Source organism: Achromobacter spanius, assembly GCF_002812705.1.
GTDB classification, from domain to species: Bacteria; Pseudomonadota; Gammaproteobacteria; order Burkholderiales; family Burkholderiaceae_B; genus Achromobacter; species Achromobacter spanius.
In genome coordinates this window covers 1,969,277-1,984,241 of record NZ_CP025030.1, presented here as the reverse complement: position 1 = coordinate 1,984,241, position 14,965 = coordinate 1,969,277, and the positions used below count along the sequence as shown (strand labels likewise).

Below are 14,965 nucleotides of genomic sequence, written 5' to 3'. Positions count from 1 at the left end.
TCGCAGTACCCCACGGAGCCGCCTCATGCGCGTCCGAGCACGACTTTTTACCTGCCTGTTCGGATTGCTGCTTGGCTTGCTGAGCCTGACCCAGGCACGTCTTGCGCTGGCCGACCCGCCCGCCGCCACACCCCCCGCCCTACCCGCAGCACCCGCCGCCATTCAGATGGGCGACATCCCGCTGCGCGCCGACAGCGACATGCGCTACGCCGAAGGCGTGTTGCAACGCGTCGCCACCACCGACCCCGACGCCACGCTCGGCCCGGCATTGGAAGCGATCACCAAATCCACCGACGAAAAGCTCTACGAATTCCAGCCGGCCCAACTGCGCACCCTGCCCATCATGCGGGTCGAGAGCCTGGAGCGGCATTGGGTCTTTGACGCGCACCGGCTGGCGCGCTGGCAGGCGGATCTGCGCCAGGCCACCGCCTGGTACGCCAGCGACGCGGCCGAACTGCTGCGGCGCCGCGACGCCTGGCAGGCCATCAAGAATTCAGCCTCTGCCGCCAGCCTGCCGCCCGCGCTGGCCGACCGCGTGGATGCCGTGCTGGCGCAATTGACCGCGGCCGCGCAGGCGCTGTCCGGTCCGTTGTCGCGACAGGCCGGCCTTGAACAACGCGCCAACGCCGTCGAAGAACGCATCAAGGCGGGCCATCGCGCCGTGGCCGACGCCATCAACGACATCGACGCGCGCCTGATGCGGGTGGATTCCCCCCCGCTTTGGGATCTGGGCAAGACGCAAGACACCAGCCAGGACACCATGGCCTTGCTGCGCACCGGCATCGACATCGAAGCCCGCTTCGCGCGTGACTACAGCGGCACCGGCAGCGGCAACCAGCGCGCGCTGCATGTAATTCAGATCGTGCTGCTGGTGTTTCTGCTGTGGCTGGCCAGGAAGAGCCGCGACGCCATTCGCGCGGGCGTCATGAGCGAAACCGCCGCGGGCGTGCTGGGCCGCCCCTTGTCCACCTGGCTGCTGCTGTCGATGGTGGCGGTGCTGGCGTTGGAGCCCGACGCGCCGCTGATGGTGCAGCAAGTGGCGCTGGTGCTGGCGGCGGTGCCGGTGCTGCGTCTGCTGCCGCCCTCGGCGCGTCGGCAACTGGATCTATGGCCCTATGCCATCACCGCCCTGTTCCTGGCCGAGCGGCTGGGCTTCCTGTTCCTGGCCAACACCTTGTTCTACCGCCTGTCCACCGTGGCGCTGACCGCGGTGGCGCTGGCCGCCATCCTGTGGCTGCTGCGCCGTGGTCGGTGCCCCACGTCGTCCCCCGCCCCCACCCGCCTGGCGGGCATGCTGCGCGGCATCGCCTGGGTCGCGGTGGCGTTGCTATGCGTGTCGCTGTCGGCCAACCTGGTCGGCAATGTCTCGCTGGCGGAAATGCTGACCAGCGCCGTCATCGGTTGCGGCTACTTCGGGCTGGTGCTCTATGCCGGCGTCACCGTCATCATCACCCTGGTGCAAGTGATGCTGGCGCGCCAGGGCATTGCGCGCTTCCGGCTGGCGCGCGAACATGCGCCGCCGCTCGTGCAGTTGCTGATCCGCCTATTGACCGTTGCCGCCGTCGTGGGCTGGGCGGTCTATGCCATGGACCGTTTCCGCATCCTGCGCGCCACCTATGCGTTCACCGCGCAGGTGCTGTCCTACACGCTGACCGTGGGCGAAGTGTCCATCAGCCTGGGCAACGTGCTGCTCTTCCTGATTTCGGTAGTGATTGCGTTCTGGGCCGCGCGCACCATCCGCCTGATCCTGCGCGACGAGGTGCTGACCCGCATGGCGTTGCCGCGCGGCGTGGGCAACAGCATCGCGTCGCTGTCGTACTACCTGGTGCTGCTGCTGGGCCTGGGCATCGCGCTGTCGGCAGCGGGCTTTCAGACCAGTCAGTTGACCATCGTTTTCGGCGCGCTGGGCGTGGGCATCGGCTTCGGCCTGCAAGGGGTGGTGAACAACTTCGTGTCGGGCCTGATCCTGATGTTTGAGCGGCCGATACAGCCGGGCGACGTGGTGGACATCAGCGGCACGTCCGGGCAGGTACGCGACATCGGCATGCGCGCCACTCGCATCAAGACCTTCGAAGGCGCCGATGTGATCGTGCCCAACGGCACGTTGCTGTCCGACAAGCTCACCAACTGGACCCTGCTGGACCGCAGCCGCCGCATCGAAGTCAGTATCGGCCTGGCCTACGGCACCGAGCCCAACCGGGCGATTGACGTGCTGGAAGCCGTGGCCCGCGACACGCCCGGCGTTGTCGCCGAACCGGCGCCCACGGTGCTGTTCATGGGCTTTGGCGCCAGTACGCTGGACTTCAGCGTCCGCGCCTGGACCCATGACTTCGACCGCTGGATCAACATCCGCAGCGACATGATGGCGCGCATGGTCGACGCGCTGCGGCAGGCCGGCATCGAGATCGCGTTTCCGCAGCGTGATCTGCACTTGCGCAGCGTGTCGGACGAAGCCGGCGCCGCGTTGGACGCCGTGTTGAGCGGCGCGCGCAAGCCCCAAGCGCCCGCGTCCGACGCCCCCTTGGCGCGCGACACGCCGACGCGCTAGGCCGGCATCGCCGCTTTCACCAGCTCTACCCAGTAGTGCCCGCCCAGCGGAAGAATGTCGTCGTTGAAGTCGTAGTACGGGTTGTGCACAGGCGGGTTCTCAACGCCCGGCCGGCCCGCGCCGACAAACACATAAGCGCCGGGCCGCTGCTGCAACATGTAGGCGAAATCTTCCGAACCCATGCGCGGCGTGCAAGCCGCATCCACCTTGTCCGCGCCCACCACGCGCACCGCCGCGCGCACGGCCAACCGGACCTCGGCGTCGGTGTTGACGCAGGCCGGATAACCGCGAAAAAACTGCACGTCGATGCTGGCGCCCGAACTCACGGCCACGCCCGCGCACACCTCGCGCAAGCGGCGTTCGGCCAGGTCGCGCGTGGCGGCGGTCAGCGTGCGGCAACTGCCGCGCAGCATCACGCTGTTGGGCACCACGTTCCAGGTGTCGCCCGCGTGAATCTGCGTGATGCTCAGCGCCAAGGCGTCGGTGGGCTTCACGTTGCGGCTGACGATGGTCTGCATGGCGGCAACCAGCTGCGCCGCCGCCACGATGGGGTCCACGCCATGTTCGGGCTGCGCGGCATGGCAACCCTTGCCGGTGACGGTGATTTCATAGGTGTCGCAGTTGGCCATGACCGTGCCCACGCGCGTGGCCACCGTGCCGAACGGCAGGTTGGGCGAGTTGTGCAGTGCGTACACCGCATCGCAGGGAAAGCGGTCGAACAGGCCATCCTGCACCATGGCCAGGCCGCCGCCCGCGTGTTCCTCGGCAGGCTGGAAGATCAGGTGCAAGGTACCGCGCCACCCCGTGTCGGCCGCCAGATGGTGCGCCGCGCCCAGCAGCATGGCCGTGTGGCCGTCGTGGCCGCAGCCGTGCATCTTGCCGGGGATGGTTGACCGGTGCGAGGCGTCGCCCAGTTCCTGCATGTCCAGCGCATCCATGTCGGCGCGCAGGCCGATCACTGGACCTTCGCCGCGCGTCAGCGTGCCCACCACGCCGGTCTTGCCCAGCCCGCGATGCACCACGGCGCCGGCCCGGTCCAGTTCGCGCGCCACCAGGTCGGCCGTGCGGAATTCACAGAAAGCGGTTTCGGGATGCGCGTGCAAATCGCGGCGCCATTCGCGCATGTGGCGCAGCAGTTCCGGGCTCAGGGGCGATTCAACGTTAGCCATGTTGCGGTCTCTCCGTAGGCAAGCTTGGGGGAAATACGGCTACCGACTATAGACAGGCGCGAGTACAAAGCCGATAGCAATGATTGCGTCTTATCGATGCGGTTTTTGCAACGATTCCACTTAGCCAAAAAGCGCGAAGAATGCCCATCATGGAAGCCGATCATGGATGATGTCCTGGAGTTCAAACGGACGCTGTGCCTGCTGCAAGTCATAGAAACCGGCACGCTGCGCGCCGCCGCCGATCAACTCAATACCGACCCGTCCGCCATCAGCCGCGCCATTGCCCGCCTGGAAGCCGACACCGGGCTGACGCTGCTGGAACGGCGCGGGCGCGGCGTGGTGCCCACCGACGCCGGACGCCTGGTGGCGCTGTTCGCGCGTCGCCAGCAAGACCTGAACGAGTCCTTCCAGGCCGAGGTCAACAACCTGAAAAGCGCCACCCGAGGTCATGTGGAACTGGCGCTGGGTGAAGGCTTTGTCGATATGCTGCTGGAACCCGTGCTGCTGTCCTTCGTGCGCAAGCATCCCGACATCACCTACAGCATCCACGTGGCCGGCACCAATGAAACCGTGCGTCGCCTCGTAGAAGAGCGCGTGCAGATTGCGCTGGCCTTCCAGCCACCCAACGACGTGCGCCTGCGGTCGCACTATTCCCGCCCCGCGCCCATGCGCGTCCACGTACACAAAGACCACCCGCTGGCGCGTTCGCGGCGCGCCTTGCGGCTGGCGGACCTGGCGCCTTACGGCTGGGCCGCCATGGACGAATCGTTTGGCGTGCGCCAGCACATCCAGGCGGCCGAGCTGGACGAGAACGTCAAGCTCAAGCCCGCGCTGCTGACCAATTCGTTCAAGATCCTGTGGGAGTTCGCCAGCCAGGGCCTGGGTTATGTGGTGAACCCGCTGTCCATGCCGCTTAAAGGCGCGCAGTTTCGTCAGATGGTGTCGCTGCCACTGGCCAACCCCATTCTGAACAACAGCCGCACGCACGTGATCAGTTTGGCGGGCAGGCACCTGCCCCCCGCCACCGCCAGCATGCTGCGCCACATCCTGAAGACCTTTCCCGCCTTGGAGTCGCGCCGCGCCTAGGCCGGCCGCGCCTAGCCGGCCGCGCCTGGCCGGCCGCGCCCAAGCAGCCCCCCTTGAGTGACTGCACATCGTTGTGGAATTCACATTGATCCGACCCCTCGTCCGTCATTGATGCGAACAAACGCCGCTGCCTAGACTGCATGCAGCAGATCGGAAAACCGGCTGCGTAAGAACAGCGTCGACAACAGCAATGACAAGGGAGAAGCAGCATGCGTTGGAATCTACCGGCCCGGGCGGCCGCCGTCTGTCTTGCGGCCTGCGCCGTGATGCCCCTGGCCCACGCGGACTACCCGGCCAAGAAGCCCTTGAGCCTGATCGTGCCCTATCCGGCGGGCGGCGCCAGCGATGCCTCGGCGCGCCAGTTCGGCGTGCACATCGCGCACGCGCTCAAGCAGCAGGTGGTGGTGGAAAACGTGGGCGGCGGCGCGGGCATGCTGGGCGCGCGCCGCGTGCTGACCAGCGCGCCTGACGGCTACACCTTCCTGCACGGGTCCGCCAACGAGGTCATCCTCAGCCCCTTCCTGAACGCCGCCGCGCACTACAAGCCCGAAGACTTCCGGCTGACGCAACCCATCAGCGAAGCCACCATCGTGCTGCTCGCGCGCGCGGATCTGCCGGTGAACAGCGTCGACGAATTCATCGCCTACGCCAAGCGGCCGGGCGCCACGCCCCTGACCTTCGGCAGCGTGGGCGTGGGGTCGCTCTACCACATCATGACGGAGTACCTGGGCCGGCGCGTGGGCGCGGAATTCCTGCACGTGCCCTATCGCGGCGCAGCGCCCGCGCTGCAAGACCTGATCGGGCGCCAGGTGGATTTCGCGGTGCTGCCCTACCAGCAGGCAATGGAAGGCATGGCCGCGCAACAACAGTTGAAAATCCTGACCAGCTTCTCTGACACGCTGCCCGCCCCGCTGGCCAAGCTACCGCGGATTTCGCAAAGCAAAACCATCCCGGACTTCGTCTACACCATCGCGGGCGGTTACTACGTGCGCCAGGACACGCCCGCGCCCGAAGTGGACACCTTGCGCCGCGCCGTGGGCTACGCGCTGGAACAGCCCGACCTGCGCACGCGGATGGAAGCCGAGGGGCGACTGCTATTGGCGCCGATGAGCCAGCAGGACGCCGATGCCTACGCCACGGCGCAGGTGGCCAAGTACCGCCAGATGATCCAGACCCTGGGCCTCAAGCCGATGTAGCCGCTTGCGGGTTATCCCTGGCCAAACATTGGCGCAGGTCGATATGAACGCGGCGCTTTGATCATGGAACATTGCCACGGGCGTTCCTACAATCCGCCGCATGCATCTTTCCGAGACTGCGGCGACCGCCCGCGCAAGCGTGAAGATCGAACGCCATTCGATCGACTACATCCCCGAAAGCGAGCGCCACGCCACGCTGGCCGGCCAGGGGCCATTCTGGTTCCTGGGCAATTTCCACTTTTTCACGATCTCCATCGGCTTCGTCGGCCCCAGCCTGGGGCTGACCGCTTTCTGGACCACGCTGGCCGGCGCGCTGGGCATTATGTTCGGCACGCTCTTCATGGCGTTTCATGGCGCGCAGGGCCCTCAGATGGGCCTTCCGCAGATGATCCAGTCGCGCGCGCAGTTCGGCTATCGCGGCGTGGTGCTGGCGTTGGCCGCCACCTTGTTCGTCTTCGCCGGCTTCAACGTCGTCAACGTGTCGCTGATCATGGATGGCCTGCACAAGGTATTCGGCCTGCCGCGCACGCTTATCGCCGTTGTGGCCATTGCGGCGGGCGCATGCCTGGCCATCTTCGGCCACGATCTGATGCACCGCGCGTTCAGGCGCGCCCTGTGGCTGACCTTGCCGTTGTACGCCCTGGTGACGGGCGCTCTGATGCTGGGCGTCACCGGCAACGCACCGTCGCCGCTACCCGGCCTTGGCTTCAGCGCCAGCGCCTTCGCCGCTCAGTTCGCCATCGCGGCCAGCTACAACATCGCGTACGCGCCTTACGTGTCCGACTATTCCCGCTACCTGCCCCGACGCACCAACCCCCGGCGATTGATTCTGGCGATCTTCCTGGGTGCGTCGCTGTCGGGCAGCTGGATGATCGGGCTGGGCGCGTGGCTGGCCCAGACGCTGCGGGCCACCGACGCGCTGGCGGCCTTGCATCAGATCGGCAACGCGCTCATGCCGGGATTCGGCAGCGTGCTGGTGGTGGTGTCGGTGGCGGGTTTTCTGCCCGTGATTGCGCTGAACACCTATAGCGCAATGCTCACGCTGCTGACCGGCGTCGATTCCCTGCGGCCTATCCGCCCCACGCGGCGCGCCCGCGTCATCACGATCATGTTGATCAGCATCACGATCCTGATTTTCGCCACCTCGGTCCCCGGCAGCGGGGTCGCGCTGCTGAACACCTTCCTGGTGCTGCTCCTGTACTTCCTGGTGCCGTGGACGTCGGTCAACCTGGTTGACTACTTCTTCGTGCGCAAGGGCCGTTATGCCATCCCGCATTTCTTCACGCCCCACGGCCTCTACGGCGCGTGGGGCGCGCGCGGCATCGCCGCATACCTTGTCGGCTTCGCCGCGATGATCCCGTTCTTCAACATTGTCGACGCCGCGAGCCAGCAGCCGATCTTCGTGGGCTGGGCGGCGCAGCGCCTGGATGGCGTGGATCTTGCCTGGCTCGTCGGGCTGGCCGTCTCCGGCGCGGTGTATGCGGTGCTGGCGCGCTCGCTGGACCTGGCCGCGGAAGACCACGCCATCCAGAACATCCAGGGAAGCGATTTCGCCCCTGCCCCGAGGCTTGAAGGAGACCCATCATGACCGCCCCGCGCATCCGCCTGATTCAACCCACGCTCGTCGACGGCGATGTCGCCGGCAATCTGGCGAAACTGTTGCGCGCCATCGATGCCGCCTCCGGCCAGACAGACCTGATCGTCTTCCCGGAGACCAGCGTCTCGGGCTTTCCCACGCCAGACAACGTGGCCGAGCTTGCCGAGCCAATGGATGGCCCGTCGGTAACGTCACTGCGGCAGGCCGCCCGGCAAGCGCGTGTCAGCGTGGCGTTCGGCTTCGCTGAAGTCGATGGCGGCCGCTATTTCAATACCGGCGTGCTGATCGATGAAGCGGGACAGGTGCTGCTGCGTTATCGCAAGACCATGTTGTACGACTCGGACCAGGACGTGTTCGAGCCGGGTACCGACTTTCCGGTCTGCCAATGGCGTGGCATGACCCTCGGCATGCTGATCTGTTTCGACATTGAATTTCCCGCCCCTGCCCGTGCCCTGGGACGCCAGCGGGTAGACCTGACCGTGCTGCTTGACGGCATGATGCATCCCTACGGTCACGTACATCGACATGCCATTCCGATACGCGCCTTGGACAACCAGATGCATATCGTCATGGCCAACCGCGTCGGGCCTGGCGAACGCTACGAATTCAGCGGAGAAAGCCAGGCGGCCGACCCGTCCGGCGGCACCGTGGCGTTGGCGCCTGCCTATGGCGAAGCGGTGATCGACCTGACGCTCGACATCGGCGCGCCCGCCCGCGCGCGCGCCGCCTACCCCGGCAACGGCCAGGCTGAAACCGGCTAAACCGACACCGGCACCGTCAGCGTGTTCTTCACCGGATTCATCACTACCAGGGTGGAGAAGCGCTTGACGTTGGGGTTGCCCCAGAAGTGGCGTTGGGCAAAGGTGTCGTAGTCGGCCATGTCGATCATGGTCAGCGTCAGCACGAAGTCGACTTCGCCCGTCACGGACAGGCACTGCATGACCTCGGGCGCGCCCAGCATGGCGCGCTTGAACACGTCCAGCTTGTCGACGCGCTCGCTCTCCAGCGACACCAGCACCACCATCATGATGCCGCGCCCCAGCGCGGCCGGGTCCACCACGGACACGTCGGCCGTCACCACCCCGGCTTCACGCAGCCGCTTCATGCGGCGCAGGCACGACACGGGCGACAGGTTCACCCGCTGGGCAACGTCCTGGCTGGTGCGCTGGTTGTCTTCCTGCAGGCTTTGCAGGATTTGAAGGTCGAAATCGTCTAGTTCCATGGGGGCTGGGCAACGCTGGGGTGGGCCGGGGCAAACAAAAATCAGGATAAATAAGCGGGAAAGATCGGCCTTCGGCTGATTCTAATCCCGGCCGCGACAGACTCCGGCCCCAATTCGACGGGAAACTTCATTTTGCCCGTGCCGGACGCAGGAAATAATCAGGCCGCTTGCTTACACTGGGAACCCTTCATCCGCGCTCCCGCTTCTTCGGCCGTATTCCGCAATGCCCTCGCTCCAGCTTTTCCTGCTTTTTCTTGCCGCTGACGCAGCGCTCAAGCTCACGCCTGGGCCGGACATGGCGCTGACCTTGTCGCGTGGCATGACCCAGGGATTTCGCCCCGCTTTCCATAGCGTGCTGGGTAACGTAGCGGCAGGCTTCATCCAGGTACCGGCCGTGGTGCTGGGCCTGGCGTCCGCGCTGCAAGCCTTTCCGACGCTGTTCGTGGGCATCAAGGCCGCGGGCGGTTTGTATCTGGGCTACCTGGGTGTCAAGGCAATGATCCGTTGCGCGCGGTCGGCCGATGTTTCCCTGTCGGCCCGCCCCGGCGATGCGCGCGACGCATTCTGGCAAGGCTTCATGACCAACCTGCTGAATCCCAAGGTGCTGCTGTTCATGATCGCCTTCCTGCCGCAGTTCACGTCGCCGGCAAACGGACCCGTCTGGATTCAGATGCTGGTGCTGGGCATCACCATGAAGCTGCTCAGCCTGCCCTACGGCAGTGGCTTCGCCTACGGCGCTTCGCGCATACGCGGATGGGTCGGACGCAATCCCTGGTTCTTGCGCATGCAGCAAGGCCTGCTGGGCGCCGTCATGCTGGGCCTGGCGCTGTATGTGCTTTACTCCACGGCCGCCACGCCGGCGCCGTGATCTTTCCATTTCCGTTGCACCGTTGCCTGTCCTTGCATTGCCCTTGCCCTGACTTCCCATGACCGCCGCCACCTTGAACGCCGGGCAAAACGCCCCCGCCTCCACCCTGCTTCCCACGCTGTCGCTGATCGGCGCCATGGCCTCGCTGTGCATCGGCACCTCGTTCGCCAAATCCTTGTTTCCGGAAGTGGGCGCGCAGGGCACGACTGCCTATCGCATCGTCATCGGCGCCATCATCCTGATGGCGTTCTGGCGCCCGTGGCGCTTTCCGCTGACCCGGCAAAACGCCGCCAAGATCGCGCTGTACGGGGTGACGCTGGCGTGCATGAACCTGCTGTTCTACATGGCGCTGCGCACGCTGCCCCTGGGCGTGGCCATTGCCATTGAATTCACCGGGCCGCTGACGCTGGCGGTGGTGCTGTCGCGGCGCGCCATCGATTTTGTGTGGATTGCCTGTGCGCTGGCCGGGCTGGTGCTGCTGATTCCCACCGGTCAATCCATCCACGACCTGGACCCGACCGGCATTGCCTACGCGCTGGCCGCCGCCGTGTGCTGGGCGCTGTACATCATCTTCGGCAAAATGGCCGGCAACGTGCATGGCGGCCAGGCGACGTCATTGGGCTTGCTGGCGGCGACGATGGTGGCATTGCCCGTGGGCGCGGCGCATGCGGGCATGGCCTTGCTGGACCCGTCGTTGATCCTGGCCGGGATCGGGGTGGGCATTCTGTCGAGCGCGCTGCCCTATTCGCTGGAGATGGTGGCGCTGCGGCGTCTGCCTCAGAAAACGTTTGGCGTGCTGCTCAGCATGGAACCCGCCATGGGCGCGCTGGCCGGCGTGATCGTGCTGAATGAACATCTGACCCAGACGCAATGGCTGGCCATCGGCGGCATCATCATTGCGTCGGCGGGTTGCGCGGCCACGGCACAGCGCGGAAAGAAGCGTCAGGCGCCGGTGCACGACTAGGCATGCACACAGTGCTCGCCAGGCACATACCAGCGCACGGCTAAGCGCGCACCGGCACGTGCACGGGCAAGATCACGGGCGCGCGCCCGGGCAAGATCTAGAGCGCGCGCACCCGGCGCTTATTCCACCGAGATGCCCTTGTGGCGGATCACCGCGCCCCAGCGCTCGCGCTCTTCGCTTGCATACTCGGCGAAGCCCGCCGGCGTGCTGCCCGTGGGCTCCATGCCCTGCAACCGCAGTTGCTTGACCACGTCGGGAGATTTCAATGCCGCCACGATGGCGCGGCTGAGCTTATCGACGATGGGCGCGGGCGTGCCGGCTGGCGCCACCACGCCTTGCCACGCCGCGGCCTCGAAGGGATCCGCGCCCACTTCGGCAAACGTCGGCACGTCCGGCAGCTGGGCCGAACGCTGCGCGGCAGGCACGGCAATGGCGCGCAGCTTGCCCGCCTGAATCAGCGGCCGGGCGGCGGCCAGGTCAGCCATCATCATGGGCACCACGCCGGATGCCACGTCCTGCAACGCAGGCGGCGTGCCCTTGTACGGGATGGCGGTGGCGCGCCCACCGATCGACTCCAGGAACAGTTCCATCGCCAGATGGTGCGGGCTGCCCACGCCCAAGGACGCATAACTGCCCGGCTGCTCGCTACGCAAATACTGCAAGACGGCCGGCATGTCGGTCAGCTTGGAACCGGGCGAGGTCACCAGCACGATGGGCAAGGCCACCAGCGTGGACACCGGCGTCAGGTTGCGGCCGGGGTCATAAGGCAGGTTCTTGTATAGCCAGGGGTTCAACGCCAGCGTGCTCATGCCCGCCGTCATCAAGGTATAGCCGTCGGGCGCGGCGCGGGCGGTTTCTTGCGCCGCGACGATGGTGGCGGCGCCCGGGCGGTTTTCAACCACGACCGCTTGGCCCAGCGCGTCGCCCACGTGCTTGGCGACGATGCGGGTGGCGATATCGCTGCCGCCCCCGGCGCTGAACGGCACGAGCCAACGGATGGGATGATCGGGAAATTCCGCCGCCGAGGCGGTGGCGGGCAACACGGTGAACGCCACGGCGCAAAGCGCGGCGGCGCCCCTCGATGCCACCTTGAACAACGCCGCCTTCAACACCATGCGCGGCAGGAAGCTGCTAGTCATGTCCTGGTCTCCTCGAACCACGATCGATTGAATTTTTAATTAACATATTAATGATTTTTAATGCGTAAGCAAGCCCGGGAATTTACCGTAGCAGGTCACCGGGACACGGGCAGTGGAAGGTATGGAGACGGGAGCCGCAGAAGCGGAAAGCCGGCAAGCCGCTTACCGATTGCGCCGATTACGAGCGCGCGGCATTGAGCCATCGCAGACCCGACGACGTATCGCTAGCGGGACGGTATTCACAACCGATCCAGCCGGTGTAGTGCAATTCGCGCAGTACGCTGAACACCCATCCGTAATCGAGCTCACCCCGATCGGGTTCCTGGCGCAGCGGCACCCCCGCGATCTGCAAATGCCCCACCCTGCCCGTCGGCAGGTATTCACGCAATTTGGTGGTGACGTCGCCTTCCACGATCTGGCAGTGGTAGAGGTCCATCTGCACTTTCAGGTTCGGTGCGTTGACGGCCTGCACGATCGCGTGGGCCTCGACCTGGCGGTTCAGGATGTAGCCCGGAATGTCGCGGGTATTGATGGGTTCGATCAGCAAGGTCACGCCTGCCGACCTTGCCTGGCGCGCGGCCCAGTCCAGGTTTTCGCGATAGCAATCCAGCAGCGCCTCGCGCGGCACGCCGTCCGGCGCCAGGCCCGCCATGACGTGCACGTTGGAACAAGACAGCGTGGTTGCGTAGGCCAGCGCCTGTTCGACGCCTGCCTGGAATTCCGCCTGCCGCCCCGGCAGCGCCGCCAACCCGCGCTCGCCACGGCTGGTCACGCCCGGTGGCGCGTTGAACAGCACTTGCGACACCCCCACCGCATCCATGCGCTCGCGCACGAAGGCAGCGGGTTCCGCGTAGGGAAACATGCATTCCACCCCCAAGAAGCCGTCCGAGGCGGCGGCGGCATAGCGGTCCAGGAATGCGTATTCCTGATACATCATCGACAGATTGGCGGCGAATTTCAGCATGGCGGGGCTCCGGTCCGGGCGGGATTCCCGGCAACTTAGCACACGCCCACGCCGCGCGCGCTATCCGGCGGCGTCCGGCGCCGGATGCAGGGTAAGCCGCGGTCCCGCCTTCAGGATCTGGCTGGGGATGTCGTGCCCGACCAGCGCGGGCAAGGTCGCCGCGATACCCAGGATGCGTGTCAGGTCCACGCCGGTGTCATAGCCCATCAATGCCAGCATGTGCACCAGTTCTTCCGTGCAGACATTGCCGCTGGCGCCAGGCGCGTAGGGGCAGCCCCCAAGCCCACCCAGCGATGCGTCGAAGCGGTCGATCCCCGCCTCCAGCGCCGCCACGGTATTGGCCAACGCCATGCCGCGCGTGTTGTGAAAATGCAGGGTTGTGGTCAGATCGGGAAACAGCCTGCGGACATCGCGGCTGATCTTGCCGACCTGCGTGGGGTACGCCATCCCGGTTGTGTCGCACAGGGTCACGCCGTCCACGCCCAAGGCGGCAAAGCGGCCCACCAGTTCCAGCACATCGAAGGCGCTGATATCGCCTTCCATCGGGCAACCGAACACTGTGGACAGCGACACATTGACCTCAACCTGACTGCCACGCACCGCATTCACCACATCGCTCAATTGCTCGAACGACTGTTCGCGCGACATGCGCAGATTGGCGCGGTTGTGCGTTTCGCTGACCGACATCACCAGGTTGATCTCGTCCACGTTGCACTCCAGCGCCCGTTGCGCCCCGCGCACGTTGGGCACCAGCACCGTGTAGACCACGTCCGGATTGCGCACGATCTGGTGCATCACCGCTTCGGCATCGCGCAGCGCGGGAATTGCCTTGGGAGACGTAAACGAGGTGGCCTCGATCTTGGCAAAGCCGCTTTGCGACAGCGCGTTGATAAAGTCGATCTTGTCCTGCGTTTCAATGAACTGCTTTTCGTTCTGCAAGCCGTCACGGGGCGCAACTTCCTGGATGTAAAGCTTCTTGCGGCTTGCGTCGGGTTCGATCATGTCGGTTCCTTTCAAATGATGCCGCGCTTGCGCCAGTCGGCCCGCTTGGCGTCGTCCACCCCCAGCCCGGCCAACACGACGTCCGTATCCTGTCCGAGCGCTGGCGCGGCGCCGCGCACCTCACCTGGCGTTTCAGACAGCTTGGGCACAATGCCCGGCAGCTTGATTGGCGTGCCGTCAGACAGCACGTCGTCCAGGATCATGCCGCGCGCCAAGTAATGCGGGTCGGTTGCGATATCGGCTACGTCGTATATCTTGCCGGCGGGAACCTGTCCCTCGTTCAGGCGTTCCAGCACGACGTGCAGCGGATGCTGCCCGGTCCATTGCGAAATAGCCTCGTCCAGCATCACCACATGCTTCACGCGGCCTGCGTTATTTGCCAAGTCGGGCGAGGCCGCCAGGTCGGCGCGGCCGATCACGCCCATCAGGCGCTTGAAGATGCTGTCGCCATTGCCCGCGATCAGCACGTACTTGTTGTCCTGGCAACGGTAGGCGTTGCTGGGCGCGATGCCTGGCAGGCTGCTGCCGGCCGCTTGGCGGACTTCACCAAACACCGCATATTCCGGCAGCAGGCTTTCCATCATGTTGAAGACGGACTCGTACAGCGCCACGTCGATCATCTGACCCTGGCCATTCTGATCACGCGCCCGCAAGGCCAGCAGGATACCGATGACACCGTGCAGCGCGGACAGCGAATCGCCAATGGAAATGCCCACGCGCACCGGCGTGCGGTCCGGCTCGCCGCTCAGATGGCGCAGGCCCCCCATGGCCTCGCCAATGGCGCCAAAGCCGGGCAGGTCACGGTACGGCCCCGTCTGGCCGTAGCCCGACACGCGCAGCATCACCAGGCGCGGATTGATCGCGCGCAAATCTTCCCAGCCCAGCCCCCAGTTCTCCATCGTGCCCGGCTTGAAATTCTCGACCACAACATCGATATCCTTGACCAGTGCGCGGATCAGGTCCTGTGCCTCGGGCTGGCGCAAGTCCAGGCTGACCGACTTCTTGTTGCGCGACTGCACCTGCCACCAGACCGACGTGCCGTCGTGGATCAGGCGCCAGTTGCGTAACGGGTCACCCTTGCCGGGTGGCTCGATCTTGATCACCTCGGCACCGAACTCGCCCAGCATCTTGGCGGCGAACGGCCCGGCGATCAACTGGCCCAACTCCAGTACGCGGATCCCGCTCAAAGGTTTGGATGACATGATTGCCT

The 14,965-nt window shown here is 65.7% G+C and carries 13 protein-coding genes; 7 read left to right on the top strand and 6 right to left on the bottom strand.

The features are described 5' to 3' along the window. Positions 1–25: 25 nt before the first annotated feature. A complete protein-coding gene (locus CVS48_RS09025) occupies positions 26–2,548 on the top strand; it encodes a mechanosensitive ion channel family protein (RefSeq protein WP_100854149.1) in 2,523 nt (840 codons plus the stop codon). Here CVS48_RS09025 and CVS48_RS09020 read toward each other — a convergent pair. Then, positions 2,545–3,717: a M20 aminoacylase family protein gene (locus tag CVS48_RS09020; protein WP_100854148.1), complete on the bottom strand. Its 1,173-nt coding sequence runs from the start codon at positions 3,715–3,717 to the stop codon at positions 2,545–2,547. The genes CVS48_RS09025 and CVS48_RS09020 overlap by 4 nt on opposite strands. 162 nt (positions 3,718–3,879) lie before the next feature. Here CVS48_RS09020 and CVS48_RS09015 point away from each other — a divergent pair, with 162 nt between their 5' ends. From CVS48_RS09015 to CVS48_RS09000, 4 genes are all read left to right on the top strand, one after another. Next, the gene (locus CVS48_RS09015; protein ID WP_100854147.1) at positions 3,880–4,803 is read left to right on the top strand and encodes a LysR family transcriptional regulator; all 924 of its coding nucleotides are present in this window, start codon (positions 3,880–3,882) and stop codon (positions 4,801–4,803) included. Positions 4,804–5,012: 209 nt separating this feature from the next. Next, on the top strand, positions 5,013–5,999 hold the full coding sequence (locus CVS48_RS09010; protein WP_100854146.1) for a Bug family tripartite tricarboxylate transporter substrate binding protein: 987 nt from the start codon (positions 5,013–5,015) through the stop codon (positions 5,997–5,999). Positions 6,000–6,099: 100 nt separating this feature from the next. Then, positions 6,100–7,587 (top strand): purine-cytosine permease family protein, encoded by a 1,488-nt coding sequence (locus CVS48_RS09005; RefSeq protein ID WP_100854145.1) that lies wholly within the window; start codon positions 6,100–6,102, stop codon positions 7,585–7,587. After that, complete coding sequence (locus CVS48_RS09000) at positions 7,584–8,357, top strand: carbon-nitrogen hydrolase family protein (protein ID WP_100854144.1); 774 nt, start codon at positions 7,584–7,586, stop codon at positions 8,355–8,357. Before CVS48_RS09005 ends, CVS48_RS09000 begins: the two co-directional genes overlap by 4 nt. Here the strand turns inward: CVS48_RS09000 and CVS48_RS08995 are convergent. Beyond that, positions 8,354–8,818: an Lrp/AsnC family transcriptional regulator gene (locus CVS48_RS08995; protein WP_100854143.1), complete on the bottom strand. Its 465-nt coding sequence runs from the start codon at positions 8,816–8,818 to the stop codon at positions 8,354–8,356. The two genes, CVS48_RS09000 and CVS48_RS08995, sit on opposite strands and share 4 nt — an antisense overlap. Before the next feature lie 223 nt (positions 8,819–9,041). Between CVS48_RS08995 and CVS48_RS08990 the strand changes: the two genes are divergently transcribed. Then, positions 9,042–9,686: a LysE family translocator gene (locus CVS48_RS08990; protein ID WP_100854142.1), complete on the top strand. Its 645-nt coding sequence runs from the start codon at positions 9,042–9,044 to the stop codon at positions 9,684–9,686. A gap of 58 nt (positions 9,687–9,744) precedes the next feature. After that, positions 9,745–10,650, top strand: coding sequence for an EamA family transporter (locus CVS48_RS08985; protein WP_100854141.1), 906 nt, complete (start codon positions 9,745–9,747; stop codon positions 10,648–10,650). 119 nt (positions 10,651–10,769) lie between these two features. On the opposite strand, the gene CVS48_RS08980 is transcribed toward CVS48_RS08985, so the two are convergent. The 4 genes from CVS48_RS08980 to CVS48_RS08965 all read right to left on the bottom strand — a co-directional run bounded on the left by CVS48_RS08980 (position 10,770) and on the right by CVS48_RS08965 (position 14,957). Next, entirely contained in the window at positions 10,770–11,789 is a 1,020-nt protein-coding gene (locus CVS48_RS08980) for a Bug family tripartite tricarboxylate transporter substrate binding protein (RefSeq protein WP_100854140.1), read from the bottom strand. A gap of 178 nt (positions 11,790–11,967) precedes the next feature. Further along, positions 11,968–12,753 (bottom strand): 2-oxo-tetronate isomerase, encoded by a 786-nt coding sequence (otnI, locus tag CVS48_RS08975; RefSeq protein ID WP_100854139.1) that lies wholly within the window; start codon positions 12,751–12,753, stop codon positions 11,968–11,970. 60 nt (positions 12,754–12,813) lie between these two features. After that, on the bottom strand, positions 12,814–13,755 hold the full coding sequence (locus tag CVS48_RS08970; protein ID WP_100854138.1) for a hydroxymethylglutaryl-CoA lyase: 942 nt from the start codon (positions 13,753–13,755) through the stop codon (positions 12,814–12,816). An 11-nt stretch (positions 13,756–13,766) separates the two neighbouring features. Next, on the bottom strand, positions 13,767–14,957 hold the full coding sequence (locus CVS48_RS08965; protein ID WP_100854137.1) for a CaiB/BaiF CoA transferase family protein: 1,191 nt from the start codon (positions 14,955–14,957) through the stop codon (positions 13,767–13,769). Positions 14,958–14,965: the final 8 nt, after the last annotated feature.